Origin of the sequence: Vibrio ordalii ATCC 33509 (assembly GCA_000257205.1) — a bacterium.
GTDB classification, from domain to species: domain Bacteria; phylum Pseudomonadota; class Gammaproteobacteria; order Enterobacterales; family Vibrionaceae; genus Vibrio; species Vibrio ordalii.
In genome coordinates this window covers 19,656-38,069 of the sequence record AEZC01000083.1, presented here as the reverse complement: position 1 = coordinate 38,069, position 18,414 = coordinate 19,656, and the positions used below count along the sequence as shown (strand labels likewise).

The following is an 18,414-nucleotide window of genomic DNA, read 5'->3' as shown; positions in this document are numbered from 1 at the left end:
TAACGTTAGTTCACGAAAAAGAAGTCTTTGGATGAAAAAACTGATCGGTTTATGGCTTTGTTCAAGCCAAGCGATGGCAGCGACGAATGATCATTTAGATTTAGCGACCACTTTCGGGTCGCTTTTGTTCGTTATTGCGCTAATTCTCTTTTTGGCTTGGGTGTTAAAACGCATGCGAGTGCCCACGTTCGGTAATCAAAAAGGGCTGAGCATTGTACGTCAACTGCCGGTGGGCACCAAAGAGCGTATCGTTATTGTGCAAGCGGGAGAAGAACAATTTCTCGTCGGAGTCACGCCACAATCCGTCCAATTGATCGCCAAATTAGATGCCCCACTCAAACAGGAGGAGGCTGAGGTCAGTCCGTTTGCCGGTCAACTGACTCAGCTACTAAAGAAAAATGACAAGAAATAGTCGCACGGCCTTATTGGGTTACCTTGGTCATCTATGGCATCTTTCTATGTTGCTGATGGCTCTATTGTTTACTCCGTTTGCCTTTTCAGAGCAAGAGTTAGCCACGCCAATTCCTTCCAGCGCCGTAGGCGCAGAAACGGTGACAGTAACGGCGATGAATAAAGACAGCGGTGCATCTAAAACCATAGCCGCTGGTAGCGTCAGTGGTGGTGGCGGTATTCCAGCATTTACCATGACGACCAATCCAGATGGCAGTCAAGATTACTCGATCAATCTACAAATTTTAGCCTTGATGACCATGTTGGGTTTTTTGCCTGCCATGGTCATTTTGATGACTTCCTTTACACGTATCGTGATTGTGATGTCGATCTTGCGCCAGGCAATGGGCCTGCAACAAACGCCGTCAAACCAAGTAATTATCGGCATCGCTATTTTTCTCACTTTTTTCATTATGTCACCAGTCATCAACGCCATTAATGAGCAAGCTGTGCAGCCGTATCTCAATGAGCAGATGACGGCGCGTCAAGCGTTTGATACGGCTCAAGAGCCGCTGAAAGCCTTCATGCTAAAACAGACGCGAGTCAAAGATTTAGAAACCTTTGTTGAGATATCGGGCTCTGACGCAACCAATCCTGAAGAGGTCTCGATGGCGGTGCTGATCCCTGCGTTCATCACCTCTGAGTTAAAAACGGCGTTTCAAATCGGCTTTATGCTATTTTTGCCCTTTTTAATCATTGATTTAGTGGTGGCGTCTGTTTTGATGGCGATGGGTATGATGATGCTTTCGCCGATGATCGTCTCATTACCTTTTAAACTCATGCTGTTTGTACTAGTGGATGGATGGAACTTGATCCTCTCAACGCTAGCCGGCAGTTTTGCTTTATAGCGGGGGCTCGAATGACTCCTGAAATCTTTGTTGAGCTATTTCAAGATGCACTGTGGATGGTGCTGATTATGGTGTGCGCCATCATCATCCCGAGTTTGCTGATTGGATTAGTGGTCGCCATTTTTCAAGCGGCGACCTCAATCAACGAACAGACGTTGAGCTTTTTACCGCGTCTCATTGTGACCTTACTGGCACTGATGTTCTTTGCCCATTGGATGACGCAGATGATGATGGAGTTTTTCTTCTCTATTATTGAACGGCTACCACAGGTGCTGTACTAGGAGCTTGAATGGAGTACCCAACAAGCCTCGTTTTAGAGTGGATTGCCAACTATTTTTGGCCCTACACTCGTATTTCCGCCATGCTGATGGTGATGTCAGTCACAGGGGCTCGTTTTGTTCCGACTCGAATGCGGCTCTATTTAGGTTTGGCTATTACCTTCGCCGTGATGCCTGCGATTCCTGCCGTTCCTGAGAGCGTTGAACTACTTTCCTTTGAAGGTTTTTTGACTACCTTTGAGCAGATCGTTATCGGTGTAGCAATGGGGATGGTTACCCAGTTTATAATCCAAACTTTTGTCATGCTTGGTCAAATATTAGGTATGCAAGCCAGCCTAGGTTTTGCTTCAATGGTTGATCCTGCAAACGGCCAAAACACCCCTTTGCTTGGTCAACTGTTTATGTTTTTAGCGACCTTGTTTTTTCTCGCAACTGATGGTCATTTAAAGATGATCCAACTGGTGGTGTTCAGTTTTAAAACCTTGCCTATTGGTGGCGGGGCGTTGACCACTGTGGACTTTCGTGAACTCGCGCTGTGGCTTGGCACCATGTTTAAAGTAGCGCTGAGTATGTCTCTTTCTGGCATCATTGCGCTATTAACGGTTAACTTAGCGTTTGGCGTGATGACTCGTGCGGCTCCTCAGCTTAATATTTTTTCTTTGGGCTTTGCGTTTGCACTTTTAGTCGGCTTGTTGCTCTGTTGGTATATTTTAGGCGGCTTGTATAGCCACTATGATCTATTCTGGTTAGAAGGCGAGCAGCAAATTTGTCGCCTAATCCGCATGAATTGTTAGGAGGCGCGTTTGGCAGAGTCAGACGGTCAAGAACGTACCGAAGACGCCACGCCCAAGCGATTGGACGAGGCGAGAAAAAAAGGTCAGGTTGCTCGTTCAAAAGAATTGGCTTCTGTTTCGGTATTAGTGATTGGCGCAATTGCATTAATGTGGTTTGGGGATGCATTAGCACGAGCTTTATATATTGGGATGGGGCGAACCTTTACCTTAAGCCGAGAAGAAGTGTTTGATCTTGGTAAGCTGTTTGATATTGCCGCAGGTTCGTTGGTGGTGTTGATATTGCCCTTAGTTCTTATTTTGTTAACTCTATTTATCGCTGCATTAATTGGAGCCGCCGGTGTAGGGGGGATTAATTTCTCTGTGGAGGCTGCGATGCCGAAAGCCTCCAAAATGAACCCGCTCAGTGGTTTAAAACGTATGTTCGGTTTACAAAGCTGGGTTGAGTTGTTTAAGTCCATTTTGAAAGTACTGCTTGTTTCTGGCGTTGCTTTTTATCTGATCAATGCATCAAAAGAAGATCTCTTCCAATTGAGTCTAGATGTCTACCCACAAAACATTTTCCATGCGCTCGATATCTTGCTCAACTTCGTGTTGCTGATCAGTTGTTCTTTACTGGTCGTAGTGGCCATCGATATTCCTTTTCAGATTTGGCAGCACGCTGACCAACTAAAAATGACCAAGCAAGAAGTAAAAGACGAATACAAAGATACGGAAGGAAAACCGGAGGTTAAAGGCCGAATTCGGATGTTGCAGCGTGAAGCGGCTCAGCGGCGGATGATGGCGGAAGTGCCACAAGCGGATGTAATCATCACCAACCCAGAACACTTCTCCGTTGCGCTGCGCTATAAACAGAATACGGATAAAGCACCGATTGTGGTGGCTAAAGGCGTCGATCACATGGCGATGAAAATTCGTGAAGTAGCACGTGCGCATGATATACACATCATCCCCGCACCGCCTTTGGCTCGAGCGCTTTATCACACAACCGATCTTGAGCAGGAGATCCCCGACGGGCTTTTCGTGGCGGTCGCGCAGGTACTTGCTTATGTCTTTCAGCTTAAGCAGTATCGTAAACGCGGTGGCCAAAGACCCAAACTCGATGAGAATAACATGCCGATCCCACCGGATTTACGACATTAATCCTCATCGTTATACTGGAGCAAAAGCGTCGATGCTGAAGTTAGCGTCAGTTTAAATCACTTATCAGGAATAGAAAGCAGCACCAGCACCGCGCCATGCCCGCCAAATTCAAGAGGGGCTTGATGAAACGCCATCACATCAGGGTGTTGAGCGAGCCAGAGAGGAACTTTTTGTTTGAGAATGTGTTTACCGATCCCATGCTGGACACAAGCGCAGTGAATATTTTCTTTCACACAATAAGCCACCATCGCCCCGAGCTCTCGTTTCGCTTCTTGCTGTGTCATGCCGTGCATATCTAAAAATACATCCGGCACATAGACGCCACGTCTTAACCGTTTGACTTCATATTTCGACACATCATCACGAGCATAGCGCGTTGGGCCTTCATCGCTGAGTTTTGGTATAAACTCATCGGAAAAATAAAATTCAGTGTCGCTGGCTTCCCGCGCAATGCGGCGGATTTCTTTTTGTTTGGGGTTTCTGTTTGGCGGCTGGATTATGGTATCCTGTCGCAACTTTTTAACGCCCTTTACTGCATCCCGAAACAAGTCGAAAGCGTTATCGTGTTCGGTCTCTTTTTGGCTCATTGGGTTTGGTCATTTTCTAACAGATCGATATTGGCAATATTGTAGCGCTTTTCGGAGGCAATTTTGGATAAGATTTTTGTAGAAGAGGCGGTTTCTGAACTTCACACGCTTCAAGATATGATTCGTTGGACGGTCAGCCGTTTTAATGCCGCTAACTTATTTTATGGTCATGGGACCGATAATGCGTGGGATGAAGCCGTTCAGCTAATCCTACCGACACTCTATCTTCCGATTGATGTTCCTCCGCATGTACTGAATTCTCGTTTAACAGGCAGTGAACGTCTGCGTATTGTTGAACGGGTGATTAAGCGCATTAATGAACGTACTCCTATCGCCTATTTAACCAATAAAGCCTGGTTCTGTGGCCTTGAGTTTTATGTGGATGAGCGAGTGCTGGTGCCACGTTCACCGATTGGCGAATTGATTGAAGCGCAGTTCCAACCTTGGTTGATCGACGAGCCTGTACGCATTATGGATTTGTGTACTGGCAGCGGTTGCATCGCCATTGCGTGCGCCCACGCGTTCCCTGATGCTGAAGTGGATGCGATTGATATCTCAACCGACGCACTGCAAGTGGCAGAGCAAAATATTCAAGACCACGGTATGGAGCAACAAGTTTTCCCGATCCGTTCCGATCTGTTCCGTGATTTGCCAAAAGAGAAATATGACCTAATCGTGTCGAATCCACCGTATGTGGATCAAGAAGATATGAATAGTTTGCCCAAAGAGTTCAAACACGAACCAGAGCTCGGCTTAGCCGCCGGTACCGATGGTTTGAAATTGGTGCGTCGTATTTTGGCCAATGCGGCAGATTATCTCACCGATAACGGTATTTTGATCTGTGAAGTGGGCAATTCGATGGTGCATATGATGAACCAATACGACCACATTCCGTTTACTTGGCTTGAGTTTGAAAATGGTGGGCATGGCGTATTCATGCTGACTCGCCAGCAGTTGGTTGATTGCGCTAGCGACTTTGCGCTTTATATCGACTAATGCCGTACGCACAATAAAAACGCCAGCCCCAGCCCCAGCCCCAGCGCTGGCGTTTTTTTATCGATTAGAAAAATACACATTGCTTTATTTTGGGGCTTTACATCATTTCGTAATAAAGCCACTATGAATCCACGAACAATAGAATGAATCGGTGATAGGGAGCATGTCGCTCTGTGTCATCAATATTGAGGAAGTAATGGCAGGAAACAGTATCGGACAACATTTTCGGGTGATGACATTCGGAGAAAGTCACGGTATCGCACTAGGATGTATCGTCGACGGATGCCCTCCGGGCTTAGAAATTACAGAAGCTGACTTACAGATAGACCTAGATCGTCGCCGTCCTGGCACATCTCGCTATACAACGCAGCGTCGTGAAGCGGATGAAGTCAAAATTCTTTCTGGTGTATTTGAGGGGAAAACCACAGGTACATCGATTGGTCTATTAATTGAAAATACCGACCAACGCTCAACCGATTATTCAGACATTAAAGACAAGTTTCGCCCCGGTCATGCCGATTATACCTACCATCAAAAATATGGCATTCGCGACTATCGTGGTGGTGGCCGTTCATCAGCACGTGAGACAGCGATGCGAGTGGCAGCGGGAGCCATTGCAAAGAAATATCTCAAACAAGAATTTGGGGTTGAAATTCGCGCTTACTTGTCACAAATGGGTGACGTTTGTATCGATAAAGTGGATTGGAACGAAATTGAGAATAACGCCTTTTTCTGCCCAGATGCAGATAAAGTGGCGGCATTCGACCAGTTGATCCGTGATTTGAAAAAAGAAGGTGACTCGATCGGCGCGAAGATTCAAGTCGTGGCGACAAATGTCCCTGTTGGTTTAGGTGAGCCAGTCTTTGATCGTTTAGATGCGGATATTGCGCACGCTTTGATGAGCATCAATGCGGTCAAAGGAGTAGAGATTGGGGACGGTTTTGATGTTGTGCAGCAAAAAGGCAGCCAGCATCGTGATCCTCTAACACCGAACGGCTTTCGCTCAAATCATGCCGGCGGTATTTTAGGCGGCATTTCGACCGGGCAAGAGATTGTTGCCAGTATTGCGCTTAAACCCACCTCAAGTATTACAGTACCTGGCGATACCATTACTCGCACGGGAGAACCCACACAACTTATCACGAAAGGTCGCCATGATCCTTGCGTTGGTATTCGCGCTGTGCCCATCGCCGAAGCAATGCTGGCGATTGTGTTGATGGACCACTTACTTCGTCATCGCGGGCAGAATTTTGCGGTTCAAACCGAAACGCCTAAAATCTAATCCAGCATAACCGAATTAAAATGAAAAGCGCCCTTTTTGTAAGGGCGCTTTTGTTTAGCTATTTTCTAAAGACCAGCACTTAATACACCATTCATCGCTTATAAATCACTGAGCAACATAATGCGGTACTCCGATAACACTTATTTGGGTATCTAAGCACCGAGAAAGCGGTTGAACTTAAAAATGGAGGCGCAAGTGTAGTAGTAAAGTCAGGCGATGGCGAATGAGATTTTATGCCAAGAAACCGTTTGACCGATTAATAAAACTAATGAAGTGGGGTGATTGAATGGCTTTACCTGACTACAGAAAAATAAGAGAATGCGTTGAGAAATTTTTGCCTGCATGACTGAGTGATGACACATCAATACCAAGACTTGATCTCCCTGTTCAATGACACTTTTTTTGAGCCATTCAATACGCGTTTAGAGCTCGGTGGTGATGAGCCGATTTACTTGCCTGCTGATGCGCAAATCAATCATCACCGCATCATTTTCGCACGAGGCTTCTTTGCCTCGGCACTGCACGAAATCGCGCATTGGTGCGTCGCCGGCCCTGAACGACGATTGATGGAAGATTTTGGCTATTGGTATCAACCAGACGGGCGAACCGCGCAAGTCCAAGCCGAATTCGAAAAAGTCGAGATCCGCCCTCAAGCGTATGAGTGGATTTTATCGGTCAGTGCTGGCTTTCCTTTTACTGTGAGTTGTGACAACCTACACGGCGATTTTGAACCAGACCGCATCGCCTTTATGACTCAGGTACATCGTGAGGTAGTCTCTATTTTACAGGGAGGCCTTCCACCCCGAGTAAAGATGCTGTCAGATGCATTGCGTGCTTTTTATAGTACGACAGAATTAAGGCTAGAGCACTTTGTTATCAGGTAACTGGCTAAATAATAAGAGAAAATGAGAGTTGTATGATTATTGGATTTGAAGAAAAACTGCTGGAAATGATTGATGCACGTATTGCGACGGCATCGGACGATGAATTGTTTGCGGGTGGTTATTTGCGAGGTCATATTTCTTTGTCTGCGGCCGCGTGTGAAGATGAAGGAATTGATGATCTATCTTTGTTCAAAGCACGTATTGAGCAAAGCTTAGAGCAAGCGCGCACAGAGCTGACGCCTGCAGACCGCGTGATTGTGTTCGATTTATGGACAGAACTTCACAACCAAGTTTACAACCAAGCTTAAGGTACAAGTATTAAACTCATTCGAATTCTTTGAATGAGTCCGTAAAATTTTTATGGTTGTTGTTAATTTGTGCGATCGCTATGCTTAAGCCATATTCGAACACACAAGGGCAACACCATGAAAGTCATCGCATTTGGAGCATCAAACAGCTCAACTTCAATCAATAAAGCATTGGCCACTTACACTGCTCACCTTATTGACGGTGCCGATGTGGTGGTGCTTGATATCAACAACTATACCGTTCCTATGTTTAGCGAAGATCTTGAAAAAGAGCTTGGTCAAGCCGAAGGCGCTCAAGCTTTTCTGCGTGACCTTGCTCAAGCAGATGCGTTTGTTATCTCTTTTGCTGAGCATAATGGTCACTACCCAGCGGAGTACAAAAATTTATTTGACTGGGCAACACGCATTGAGCGTGAACTATTCAAAGGCAAACCTGCTGTTTACCTAGCCAGCTCTCCTGGTCCTGGTGGCGCGCAATCGGTTTTGGCGGCGGCAAATAATTCCGCTCCTTATTTTGGTGGTAATGTAAAAGCGTCTGTCTCGGTACCGAGTTTTTATGACAATTTTGACTTGGCTACGGGTCAAGTGACTAACCCAGAAGTGGCGGCACAATTGAAAGACGCGGTTGCGAAGCTCGTATAGCTTTCTTGTCTCGTTTTAAGTTTGTCTCACGTTAAGTTTTACGCCTTTTCGCGTGAAAAAGTGAGCATTAAAAAGCCTTGCTGGATAAGTAAGGCTTTTTTCTATGACGGGTTTTATCGAGGAGTACGTTCGGTGATGGCTTTGCCTTTTTTGAGTTTTATCACCCACATTCGACTTGGATGAAGCGTTTCGAGAACATCAACAGCAAGCGGTAGCGGATCGCCACTCATTTGTGAAGCCAGCAACTCAGCCATTAATGGCGCAGAACTTAGCCCTCGCGATCCTAGCCCGAGCATGCAGTACAAATGAGGATAGTGAGCCACAGATGGAGTCTGTTGCGGATCTTGGGACGGTAACGGCTGATAGTCGAGCTTGATCTGTTCAAAGTTGCCCACATTCCCGACAAACGGCAAATGATCGCGGCTGACGCAGCGAACGCCTTGGCGAGATTGATTGCTAGATGTATCGACTTGCTGTGTCCAGTTTTGTTCGTTAATACAACGGGTTAATCGTTGTCCATTCTCTTGCTGCGCCGCCGCATCGAATGCTTGGTTGATTTGACTTCGGTCATAACTTGCGCCAATGCAGTGCTGTTGAGTGTTGGGGTTGTGCGGTGTCATATAGCCGTCGTAACACAACACGCTGCTCAGCTTTTGCAATGTTTCTGAGGTTGGAATATGGCTCACTTGTCCTTTCACTTTGCCAAGTGGCAACGCTTGAGTTTGCTCGAAATAGTCAAATTGATGACCGTTTGCAATGACCACACACTGATGGTGCTTTTCGTTACCATTAACACTTAATGTCCACTGCCGCTGTATTTCATCCCAGCGCAAAGACTCCACCTTGTGATTGAAATAGACGTTGAATCGCTCACTTTGGCTTAATTGGTCAAACAGGCCTTGTGTCAGTTGAGCAGGGCAAAGCCATCCTCCGAGTGGGTAATGTAAGCTGACCATGTCAGTCGGTAAGCCGACGTTTTGTAACGTTGCTTGTTGATCGCAGTAGTGCATTAGCTGAGGGTTAAATTTCCCTTCAAGCATCGCCATCTGTTTTTGGGTCGATTTTTCATCCCACATCAATTGGGTCACACCACACCAATCATGATCAAAAGGGACGGTTTGCGCCATTTGCTCAACAAATTGCCGAGCAAACAGAAAAGCGGGCGCAAAAACACGCGATACACCACTGTGGTTTTTATTCAGCAGTGGGTAAACCGCACCTTGTCGGTTACCTGAAGCACCTTGAGCGGCCTGAGGATCGGCGCAATACAGGCTGACATTGATACCGCGGCGATTGAGCATTTTAGCTAATGTGGCACTAGCAATGCCGCCGCCGATGATCGCCACGTCGGTAACATTGGTCGTCGGCGCAATCGCAAACCAAGGTTTTATATTGCTGTACGGTGCTTTGTGTTCCAGTTGACCAGCAATCATCTCTCTTTTGGTGCCAAAGCCTTTCACTTTTTTCATCGAAAAGCCTGCTTCTATCAATCCGCGTCGTACAAAACCTGCGGCGGTAAAAGTGGCGCACGTGGCTTTGTGTTTCGCCAGTTTGGCCATATTCTCAAACAGCGTTTGATTCCACATTTCAGGGTTTTTACTAGGAGCAAAACCATCCAAAAACCATGCGTCTACCACGCCTTGCTCAGTCGTGGGAACTTGCGGCATACACTCTTTGATATCACCGAACCAAAGATCAAGGGTAATGGCGCCATTATCAAGAACAATGCGATGACATTCTGGTACTGCAATCGGGTAGTGTTGTTGAAGCTTTTTCGCATAAGTCGCTAATTCAGGCCACGCTTGGTGCGCGGCTATCAAGTCGTGTTTATTGAGCGGATATTTTTCAAAACTGATAAAATGCAGCGCTTGCAATGGCGCATTGGGGTTGTGTTGCCTAAACGCATCAAATTCTTGCCATACAGCGAGAAAGTTTAACCCAGTGCCAAACCCCGTTTCGGCAATCACAAACCGTTTTTGGTCATATTGGTGCCATCTTTGTGGTATATGATTTTGGGAAAGAAACACGTAACGCGTCTCTTCTAGGCCGTTAACGTTGGAAAAGTAAACGTCATCGAATTGGTCGGAAACGGGTGTGCCCGCTTCATTCCAACCCAGTGTTGCGTTGGTTATGCTGGTCATAATGGTGTAATTCTGTGAAATCGGGCGATATATAGCTCGAGATTGTACGAATTTCTGGGAAAGCTGACCACTTTTGTTATTCTTCTTAGTTATTATCTAAGCGAATTTTGAATTATAGGAATGTCACATGAAACGAGTCGTAATCACCGGTATGGGTATTGTTTCAAGTATCGGTAACAACGTCGAAGAAGTTTTAGCGTCTCTAAAAGCAGGCAAATCAGGTATTACCGCTTCTGAGCAGTTCAAAGAGAACGGTTTACGCTCTCAAGTGTGGGGTAGCCTGAAAATGACCCCTGCCGACCATATTGATCGCAAACAGATGCGTTTTATGGGTGATGCGGCCGCGTTTGCATACCTATCAATGGAACAAGCGATTGCTGACTCAGGCTTAGCTCCCGAGCAGGTCTCTAATGACCGTACTGGCATCGTAGCGGGCTCTGGTGGGGCGTCGTCTTACAACCAAGCAATTGCTGTGGATATGCTACGTGAGAAAGGCGTAAAGCGCGTTGGCCCTTATATGGTTCCACGCACTATGTCTTCGACTGTTTCAGCCTGTCTTGCTACGCCATTTAAAATCCGTGGCGTCAACTACACCATGAGCTCCGCTTGTGCGACGTCGGCTCACTGTATTGGTCACGCAATGGAACTTATCCAATTGGGTAAGCAAGATGTTGTGTTTGCAGGTGGTGGTGAAGAGCTCGATTGGACCTTAACCATGATGTTTGATGCGATGGGTGCGTTGTCAACCAAGTACAACGAAACACCAGAAAAAGCGTCACGTACTTATGATGCTGACCGCGATGGTTTCGTGATTTCAGGCGGCGGCGGTATGGTTGTGGTTGAAGAGCTTGAGCATGCACTGGCTCGCGGCGCAAAAATTTACGGTGAAATCGTCGGTTACGGTGCGACATCCGATGGCTACGACATGGTGGCTCCATCAGGTGAAGGTGCTGTGCGTTGCATGAAGATGGCAATGCAAGCGGTAGATAGTGTGGATTATGTCAATACACATGGTACTTCCACACCTGTCGGTGATGTAAAAGAGCTGGGCGCCATTCAAGAAGTGTTCGCTGGCAACAGCCCGGCTATCTCGGCAACAAAAGCAATGACTGGCCACGCATTGGGTGCGGCAGGTGTGCATGAAGCCATCTACTCTACCTTGATGCTTCACCACGGCTTTATCGCGCCAAGCATCAACATTGACAATTTAGATCCAGCCGCTGATGGCCTTGATATTGTGACCGAAATGCGCGAGCAAGAGCTAACCACTGTGATGTCTAACAGCTTTGGTTTTGGCGGTACCAACGCGACGCTAGTGATCAAAAAGTATCAAGGCTAATGAGCCTACACACCTCTTATAAAAAGGTTTCCAGAGCGGGTCAGCTTAGCTGATCGAACAGACGCAGACTCTGTCCCATGGAGATCGGGACGGGATCCTTTTGTTCTGGGTTTTTGCCCGGTTTCCGTGAGGAGCCGGGCATTTTTATGGAAAGCGGGATTTCTTCTCGACAGTCTGTGCGCTTTTCTGCACAATTCCTTCAATTTCGAAAATTGTGAACTCCGCTATGAAAATCCTTATTGATGAAAACATGCCTTATGCTGAAGCGTTATTTAGCCAGCTTGGTGAGGTGGTGTTGAAACCCGGTAGAAGCTTAACGGCTGATGATCTTATCGACGTTGACGCCTTGATGATTCGTTCTGTTACGAAAGTAAATCAAGCACTATTAGCGAAAGCCAATAAATTAAAGTTTGTTGGTACGGCGACGGCAGGCATGGACCACGTTGATCAAGCGCTTTTGGCTGAAAGAGGCATCTTTTTTACTGCCGCACCTGGGTGTAATAAGGTGGGAGTGGCTGAGTATGTTTTCAGTGTATTGATGGTGCTAGCACGGCAGCATGGTTTTTCTGCCTTAGAGAAAACCGTTGGTATTATTGGTGCTGGTCAAGTCGGCAGCTATTTAGCCGAGTGTTTGGCGGGGATTGGCATCAATGTGCTGCTCAACGATCCCCCAAAACAAGCACAAGGTGATTGCCGCGAGTTTACTCATCTTGATGTTTTACTTGATAAAGCGGATGTCATTACGCTGCATACACCCATTACTAAAAGTGGTGAATGGCCAACTCATCACTTGATTGATGAAGTTCGACTTGCCCAGTTGCGCAGTGATCAGATCTTGATTAACGCGGCTCGTGGCCCTGTGGTGGATAACCAAGCGCTGAAACAACGCCTACAGAAGAATGATGGTTTTATTGCCGCTTTAGACGTGTTTGAATTTGAACCTGAAGTGGATATGGAACTGCTGCCTTTGCTCGCGTTTGCGACGCCGCATGTGGCTGGCTATGGGTTAGAAGGTAAAGCCCGAGGCACGACCATGATTTTCAATAGTTTTTGTGAGTATCTTGGTGATGACCATTGCGCGAATGCCAGCAACTTATTACCCGAGGCTCCCATTGCCCAAGTGCATCTATCACGCGGTTGGGATGAGGAAACATTACACAGTTTAACCCAATTGATTTATGACGTACGCAAAGATGACGCCTTATTTCGCCGTGAAATAGGCAAATCAGGTGCTTTTGATCAAATGCGTAAACTTTATTGGGATAGAAGAGAATATAGCGCGATGACTGTCGTCGGTAGTGAGTCGTGTGATCTCACTCCCTTAGCTAAATTAGGTTTTAAAACAGAGGTAACAAATGAGCCAAGAATTTAATATCGCTATTTTAGGAGCAAGCGGCGCGGTTGGTGAAACCATGCTTGAAGTGCTCAAAGATCGCAAATTCCCCGTTGGTGAACTTTACCTACTTGCTAGCGAGCGTAGTGAAGGTAAATTCTACCGCTTCAATGGTAAGACTATACAAGTACAAAATGTTGAAGATTTCGATTGGTCACAAGTTCAGATTGCACTGTTTTCCGCTGGTGGTGAATTGTCCGCAAAATGGGCACCTATTGCCACAGAAGAAGGCGTGGTAGTCATCGATAACACCTCACATTTCCGCTATGAGTATGATATCCCACTTGTTGTGCCTGAAGTGAACCCTGAAGCGATTACGGATTTCCGTAACCGCAATATTATTGCGAACCCAAACTGCTCAACCATTCAAATGTTGGTGGCGTTAAAGCCGATTCACGACGCTGTGGGTATTGAGCGAATTAACGTGTCAACTTATCAGTCCGTTTCAGGAGCCGGGAAGTCAGGCATTGATGAGTTGGCGGGACAAACCGCAAGGCTGTTAAACGGTGTTTCAGCCGATCCTGATGTTTTTAGCCAGCAAATTGCGTTTAACTGCATCCCACAAATCGACCAGTTTATGGACAATGGTTACACCAAAGAAGAGATGAAAATGGTGTGGGAAACGCAAAAAATATTCAATGACTCAACCATTATGGTCAATCCAACTTGTGTACGTGTGCCTGTTTTTTACGGCCATGCAGAGTCACTGCATATTGAAACATGCTTACCGATTGATGCTGAGCAAGTTATTGAATTATTAGAGAAAACGGAAGGTATTGAAGTCTTCATCGGGAATGATTTCCCAACGCAAGTTCGCGATGCGGGAGGAAAGGATACCGTTCTTGTTGGGCGCATTCGCAACGATATCAGTCACCACAGTGGCATTAATATGTGGGTAGTGGCAGATAACGTGAGAAAAGGCGCTGCAACAAATGCGGTACAAATTGCGGAAGTGTTGATTCGAGATTATTTCTAATTCATACCTAGTAAAAAGGAGTGGCTTACCACCCTTTCTCTCTACACAAAAAAGCCGAGTGATTGATTCACCCGGCTTTTTTATTATCGTCCAGCTCAAGGCTGAGAATGATGGCTATCTTTTTGACTTGTGCGCGTTAGGGTTCTGCTTGCAACTGCCGTCGGCACATTTACCATATAGATAAAGGCTGTGATTGGTGAGCTGTACATTATATTGCTCGGCAATCTCTCTTTGGCGTTGTTCGATCACCTCATCTGAAAACTCAATCACTTCACCACAATCTAAGCACACTAAGTGGTCGTGGTGGTGTTGTGTTGAAAGTTCAAAAACGGATTTTCCACCTTCAAAATGGTGACGAGTGACAATACCCGCATCATCAAATTGGTTTAATACTCGATAAACAGTCGCAAGACCGATTTCTTCACCAAGATCAATCAATTTCTTATACAGCTCTTCAGCGCTGATATGTTGGCATTCAGGCTGCTGTAGCACTTCTAAAATTTTTAGCCTAGGAAGGGTAACTTTAAGACCTGCATCCTTGAGCGCTTGGTTATTATCTGACATACACTTTCCTGTTGATGATCTGCAGCAGTTAACAGAATTCATAATTGCGATCATTATAGGGGAGTCACTGCTAACAATAAACCACGAAGTTCAAAGGGTTACTTTATATTTGTCACAAAGCCGCGCAATATCACTGATATAACAGCTCTTACCAGTTACAATCGTGTAACATTTATTAGTGATTGAGTCGATAGGTTTAAAAGGTGAGCACGGAATGAATCACTCTTTAGCAAGATTTTATAAGCCAAATATTGTTAAGTGGGCGTTAAACAGTTGGCCCCCTTTTTGGGGGGCAGGTATACACATTGATGAAATCAGTAGTGACTTTCGTCAGGTAAAAATGCGCCTAAAGCTGCGGTGGTGGAACAAAAATGCCAATCGCACTCAGTATGGTGGCAGCATTTTCTCTCTCACTGACCCTGTTTACTCTTTGATGTTAATGGGGATTTTGGGTGAGCAATATTATGTATGGGACAAAGAGGCCAGCATCAACTTTATCAAACCGGGCCATTCTGATTTGTATGCGGAGTTTCTGATAACGCAAGACCAACTGGATTCAATCTTAGTGAGCACGGCCAATGGCGATAAATGCTTTCCGGAATTTGTTATCCATGTTAAGGATGCCAAAGGCGAAGTGGTCTCTGAAGTACAACGTAAATTGTACGTGCGCAAAAAACCTAAATACAGAGAAGAGAGTGATGCAGACAAAATGGTAACTTTTTGTGACCGCTAAGGTTGCTGTTTCTGCATTTTGCACAGTTCAATCCAAGCTTCGGCAGTACGAGAAACGTACCGTTCCGCGTGCCATATTAATCCTAAGTGCCAATCAATACTGGGTGTTATCGGTTTGACTAATACGCCTTCTCCTTGAATTCGTCGACAAAGTGGTTCGGGTAAAAAGGCAACGCCGACGCCACTTTTGACCAACGCGACTAAAAAATCCCACTGGCTACTGCGCGCTGCAACTTGTGGTGTAAATCCGTGTTGTAGGCAGAATGAGTGGATGTAGTCACTCAGCGTAAAATCATGGGTATAGAGGTAAAATGGCTCATTTTGTAGTTGCTCCCAACCGATAGCTTCTTGCTGCTTCCAAGGGGATGAATCGGGGAGTACGGCGCAAATGGGGTAACTGTCTAGGGAGAGTGACCGCAGATTATCAATCGGATGAGGTGAAAGCATAGTTACGGCTACGTCAATTTCGCCATTGAGGATGGCTTGCTCTATTTTACGTCCGCCATACTCTACGATGTTGAGCTCTACATGAGGGTAGGTTTGACGGTATTGGCGGATCAGACCTGCATAAAGGTGTCCAACCATCGGTGGAATACCGAGATGCAGTTGTCCACGCTTTACCTGATTGAGATCGACCAGTTCGGCTTCTAACTGAGACATCTGCGCTAAGATCTCTAGCGCTCTTTGATAGACAACCTCTCCTGCATCGGTAAGCCAGAAACGTCGACCTTCACGATGTAATAGTGGCTGTTCAATTTCCTGCTCTAAACTGCGGATCATCTTACTGATGGTGGGCTGGGTAACAAACAGTTGCTCGGATGCGCGGGTAAAGCTTTGTTGATTGACCAACTCAACAAAATAGCGCAGTGCTTTAATGTCCATAATATCTCCTTTATATCATTCCATTTTGGCATGAAGATGATAATAAAAAGTCATTTTACGATGGTTTTATCGCTTAATACAATGTGACTAATTTCACAAAACGGCATTGGTCTCATCATGCAAAGAATAAGAAACAGCCAAAGGGTAAAAAACAATCTGCAGACAGTGGTACAAGTTGTTGCGCTATCAATGATCTGGTTTTTGGCGGATTTTCTAGTCAGCACTTTTCATATTCCTTTACCCGCAAATTTAACGGGCATGCTATTGCTGTTAGCTTTAGTGGCTGTACGGATTGTAAAAGTTGATTGGCTGCGCAAGGGAGCAACTTGGTTATTGGCGGAAATGCTGTTGTTCTTTGTACCAGCGGTCATTGCAGTCGTTAACTATCAAGAGTTAATGCAACAGCAAGGATTACGAATTATGGCGGTACTTGTCATCAGTACCATCATGGTCATTGCTATTACTGCTTGGACCGTTGATAAAATGTATCGTTTAGAGCTGATATTAGCGCGTAGAAAAAGCAACCGGGCAATACGCCTAACTAAAGCGGAGCGTTCATCATGAGCTCACTACTTACCTCAACGCTGCTTGGTGTATTTTGCTTGCTGTTAACCTTGGCTTTTTACTATGGCAGCAAGTGCCTTTATCAACGTAAACGTTCTATTTTTTTGATGCCGCTGCTATTGGCCCCCATATTGTTAGTGGCTGTTGTGATGATCTTTCACATCCCTTACCAAACCTATATGGCAGAATCTCATTGGTTATTGTGGCTACTTGGTCCGGCGACAGTGGCTTTTGCTATTCCGGTCTATGACAACCGATGGTTGATCAAGCGCCACTGGCTCTCTCTGTCTATTGGAGTGATCGTATCGGTTGTGGTGGCTGTCGGAAGCACGGTTTTATTGGCTCGTTGGTTTGAATTACCCGATATGCTTCAGCGCAGTTTAGCGATGCGCTCGATTACCACGCCTTTTGCTGTTGAGGCGACGAAGTCAATTGGTGGGCAAAGTGATCTGACCGCTCTGTTTGTGGTACTTACTGGGGTGATAGGCATGGCGGTAGGTGAAGTGGTGTTAGCGTTATTATCCATTCGCTCTGGGCTTGGTAAAGGAGCCAGTCTTGGTGCTTCCGCGCACGGTGCAGGAACGGCAAAAGCGTATCAAATTGGCAATGCTGAAGGGGTCGTGTCGAGTGTGGTAATGATGATTGCGGGCATGGTCACTGTGTTGCTTGCTCCATTTATCGGCCGTCTACTTTGGTAAAGAAAAGAGTGTTGTTGTATATGGGTCAATAAAAAATCCCCTCGCAAGGGGATTTTTTATGTTTAAGAGATTAGCCTTCAAGTTCGGCTAAACACATCTCTTCATAAATCTGCTTAACCCATGCGCTGACGCGCTGTTCAGTCAGCTCTGGTTGACGATCTTCATCGATGCATAAACCAATAAAGTGGCTATTGTCACCTGCAACCAAGGATTTAGAGGCTTCGAATTCATAACCTTCAGTTGGCCAGTGGCCAATAATCGTTGCGCCTTTGCTTTCGATAATGTCACGCACTGTACCCATCGCGTCACAGAAGTATTCAGCGTAGTCTTCTTGATCGCCGCAACCGAAAATAGCGACCAATTTAGTCGAGAAGTCGATTGCTTCTAATTCTGGGAAAAAATCATCCCAATCACATTGTGCTTCGCCGTAGTACCAAGTAGGGATACCCAGTAACAATAAGTCAAAATTATCAATGTCTTCTTTGCTGCTTTTCGCAATATCTTGAACGTGAACGAGCTGCTTACCCAGTTGCTTTTGAATCATTTTCGCAACGGCTTCAGTATTACCGGTATCGCTACCAAAGAAGAGGCCTACACTTGCCATAGAATCATTACCTTTAATTTGTCATTTTCTGGCGGATGAGCGTGTTCTTTACCCCAGTCCGGTGCCTTCCCAACTGAGTTGGATAAGTCCTTTAAGGATAAAGCCAGCACAACCTAAAAACAGAACTAGCCATACAATACGGCGCCCAAATGGCGGTACATTACCTTGCTTAAGGACATCTTTTATTGCCATACCGATAAGGAAAAATATAGACGCAAAAAGAAGATCGAGTCCAATTGACTCAAGCATGTTCATGTAGTCGTACAGCATGGGTATCCTTTATGCCAATTTGCTTGAGCGCACTATAACACT

22 protein-coding genes are annotated in these 18,414 nt (G+C 45.8%); 16 read left to right on the top strand and 6 right to left on the bottom strand.

Going from position 1 to position 18,414, the window contains the following annotated elements; all coding sequences use genetic code 11:
• The first annotated feature begins 31 nt into the window (after window positions 1–31).
• Genes fliO through flhB form a run of 5 tightly spaced genes read left to right on the top strand, consistent with a single transcriptional unit; the run spans window position 32 to window position 3,510 of the window.
• Window positions 32–412: a flagellar biosynthetic protein FliO gene (fliO, locus tag VOR_RS0105390; RefSeq protein WP_010318704.1), complete on the top strand. Its 381-nt coding sequence runs from the start codon at window positions 32–34 to the stop codon at window positions 410–412.
• Window positions 399–1,298 (top strand): flagellar type III secretion system pore protein FliP, encoded by a 900-nt coding sequence (gene fliP / locus VOR_RS0105385; RefSeq protein ID WP_029626935.1) that lies wholly within the window; start codon window positions 399–401, stop codon window positions 1,296–1,298. The genes fliO and fliP overlap by 14 nt, the downstream gene beginning before the upstream one ends.
• Window positions 1,299–1,309: 11 nt before the next feature.
• Window positions 1,310–1,579, top strand: coding sequence for a flagellar biosynthesis protein FliQ (gene fliQ / locus VOR_RS0105380; RefSeq protein WP_010318702.1), 270 nt, complete (start codon window positions 1,310–1,312; stop codon window positions 1,577–1,579).
• An 8-nt stretch (window positions 1,580–1,587) separates the two neighbouring features.
• On the top strand, window positions 1,588–2,370 hold the full coding sequence (gene fliR, locus VOR_RS0105375) for a flagellar biosynthetic protein FliR (RefSeq protein ID WP_010318701.1): 783 nt from the start codon (window positions 1,588–1,590) through the stop codon (window positions 2,368–2,370).
• Between the two features lie 9 nt (window positions 2,371–2,379).
• The gene (gene flhB / locus VOR_RS0105370; protein WP_010318700.1) at window positions 2,380–3,510 is read left to right on the top strand and encodes a flagellar biosynthesis protein FlhB; all 1,131 of its coding nucleotides are present in this window, start codon (window positions 2,380–2,382) and stop codon (window positions 3,508–3,510) included.
• Between the two features lie 56 nt (window positions 3,511–3,566).
• Here flhB and smrB read toward each other — a convergent pair whose 3' ends face one another.
• A complete protein-coding gene (smrB, locus tag VOR_RS0105365; RefSeq protein ID WP_010318699.1) occupies window positions 3,567–4,097 on the bottom strand; it encodes an endonuclease SmrB in 531 nt (176 codons plus the stop codon).
• Window positions 4,098–4,160: 63 nt separating this feature from the next.
• On the opposite strand from smrB, the gene prmB reads away from it, so the two are divergent.
• The 5 genes from prmB to VOR_RS0105340 all read left to right on the top strand — a co-directional run bounded on the left by prmB (window position 4,161) and on the right by VOR_RS0105340 (window position 8,209).
• Window positions 4,161–5,093 (top strand): 50S ribosomal protein L3 N(5)-glutamine methyltransferase, encoded by a 933-nt coding sequence (gene prmB / locus VOR_RS0105360; RefSeq protein WP_010318698.1) that lies wholly within the window; start codon window positions 4,161–4,163, stop codon window positions 5,091–5,093.
• Window positions 5,094–5,289: 196 nt separating this feature from the next.
• Window positions 5,290–6,375, top strand: a complete 1,086-nt coding sequence (gene aroC / locus VOR_RS0105355; RefSeq protein ID WP_010318697.1) for a chorismate synthase — start codon at window positions 5,290–5,292, stop codon at window positions 6,373–6,375.
• 353 nt (window positions 6,376–6,728) lie between these two features.
• The gene (locus VOR_RS0105350; RefSeq protein WP_010318696.1) at window positions 6,729–7,259 is read left to right on the top strand and encodes an elongation factor P hydroxylase; all 531 of its coding nucleotides are present in this window, start codon (window positions 6,729–6,731) and stop codon (window positions 7,257–7,259) included.
• 32 nt (window positions 7,260–7,291) lie between these two features.
• The gene (locus VOR_RS0105345) at window positions 7,292–7,567 is read left to right on the top strand and encodes a YfcL family protein (protein ID WP_010318695.1); all 276 of its coding nucleotides are present in this window, start codon (window positions 7,292–7,294) and stop codon (window positions 7,565–7,567) included.
• A gap of 117 nt (window positions 7,568–7,684) precedes the next feature.
• Window positions 7,685–8,209: an NADPH-dependent FMN reductase gene (locus VOR_RS0105340; RefSeq protein WP_010318694.1), complete on the top strand. Its 525-nt coding sequence runs from the start codon at window positions 7,685–7,687 to the stop codon at window positions 8,207–8,209.
• Window positions 8,210–8,322: 113 nt separating this feature from the next.
• Here VOR_RS0105340 and mnmC read toward each other — a convergent pair whose 3' ends face one another.
• Complete coding sequence (mnmC, locus tag VOR_RS0105335; RefSeq protein WP_010318693.1) at window positions 8,323–10,350, bottom strand: bifunctional tRNA (5-methylaminomethyl-2-thiouridine)(34)-methyltransferase MnmC2/FAD-dependent 5-carboxymethylaminomethyl-2-thiouridine(34) oxidoreductase MnmC1; 2,028 nt, start codon at window positions 10,348–10,350, stop codon at window positions 8,323–8,325.
• A gap of 127 nt (window positions 10,351–10,477) precedes the next feature.
• Between mnmC and fabB the strand changes: the two genes are divergently transcribed.
• The 3 genes from fabB to VOR_RS0105320 all read left to right on the top strand — a co-directional run bounded on the left by fabB (window position 10,478) and on the right by VOR_RS0105320 (window position 14,058).
• Window positions 10,478–11,689 carry a beta-ketoacyl-ACP synthase I gene (fabB, locus tag VOR_RS0105330; RefSeq protein ID WP_010318692.1) on the top strand — a complete coding sequence of 404 codons (1,212 nt, stop codon included), beginning with the start codon at window positions 10,478–10,480 and terminating at the stop codon, window positions 11,687–11,689.
• A 226-nt stretch (window positions 11,690–11,915) separates the two neighbouring features.
• Window positions 11,916–13,061 (top strand): 4-phosphoerythronate dehydrogenase, encoded by a 1,146-nt coding sequence (locus VOR_RS0105325; RefSeq protein WP_010318691.1) that lies wholly within the window; start codon window positions 11,916–11,918, stop codon window positions 13,059–13,061.
• Window positions 13,045–14,058 (top strand): aspartate-semialdehyde dehydrogenase, encoded by a 1,014-nt coding sequence (locus tag VOR_RS0105320; RefSeq protein ID WP_010318690.1) that lies wholly within the window; start codon window positions 13,045–13,047, stop codon window positions 14,056–14,058. The genes VOR_RS0105325 and VOR_RS0105320 overlap by 17 nt, the downstream gene beginning before the upstream one ends.
• Before the next feature lie 114 nt (window positions 14,059–14,172).
• On the opposite strand, the gene fcrX is transcribed toward VOR_RS0105320, so the two are convergent.
• On the bottom strand, window positions 14,173–14,622 hold the full coding sequence (gene fcrX, locus VOR_RS0105315) for a ferric iron uptake transcriptional regulator FcrX (protein ID WP_010318689.1): 450 nt from the start codon (window positions 14,620–14,622) through the stop codon (window positions 14,173–14,175).
• Window positions 14,623–14,836: 214 nt separating this feature from the next.
• Here fcrX and VOR_RS0105310 point away from each other — a divergent pair, with 214 nt between their 5' ends.
• Entirely contained in the window at window positions 14,837–15,355 is a 519-nt protein-coding gene (locus VOR_RS0105310; protein ID WP_010318688.1) for a DUF4442 domain-containing protein, read from the top strand.
• On the opposite strand, the gene VOR_RS0105305 is transcribed toward VOR_RS0105310, so the two are convergent.
• Window positions 15,352–16,236, bottom strand: a complete 885-nt coding sequence (locus VOR_RS0105305; RefSeq protein WP_010318687.1) for a LysR family transcriptional regulator — start codon at window positions 16,234–16,236, stop codon at window positions 15,352–15,354. The two genes, VOR_RS0105310 and VOR_RS0105305, sit on opposite strands and share 4 nt — an antisense overlap.
• Before the next feature lie 117 nt (window positions 16,237–16,353).
• Between VOR_RS0105305 and VOR_RS0105300 the strand changes: the two genes are divergently transcribed.
• Window positions 16,354–16,800 (top strand): CidA/LrgA family protein, encoded by a 447-nt coding sequence (locus VOR_RS0105300; RefSeq protein WP_029626934.1) that lies wholly within the window; start codon window positions 16,354–16,356, stop codon window positions 16,798–16,800.
• Window positions 16,797–17,498: an LrgB family protein gene (locus tag VOR_RS0105295; RefSeq protein WP_010318685.1), complete on the top strand. Its 702-nt coding sequence runs from the start codon at window positions 16,797–16,799 to the stop codon at window positions 17,496–17,498. The genes VOR_RS0105300 and VOR_RS0105295 overlap by 4 nt, the downstream gene beginning before the upstream one ends.
• Before the next feature lie 70 nt (window positions 17,499–17,568).
• On the opposite strand, the gene fldA is transcribed toward VOR_RS0105295, so the two are convergent.
• Entirely contained in the window at window positions 17,569–18,102 is a 534-nt protein-coding gene (gene fldA, locus VOR_RS0105290) for a flavodoxin FldA (RefSeq protein ID WP_010318684.1), read from the bottom strand.
• A 48-nt stretch (window positions 18,103–18,150) separates the two neighbouring features.
• Window positions 18,151–18,372 carry a DUF2788 domain-containing protein gene (locus VOR_RS0105285; RefSeq protein WP_010318683.1) on the bottom strand — a complete coding sequence of 74 codons (222 nt, stop codon included), beginning with the start codon at window positions 18,370–18,372 and terminating at the stop codon, window positions 18,151–18,153.
• Window positions 18,373–18,414 lie beyond the last annotated feature (42 nt).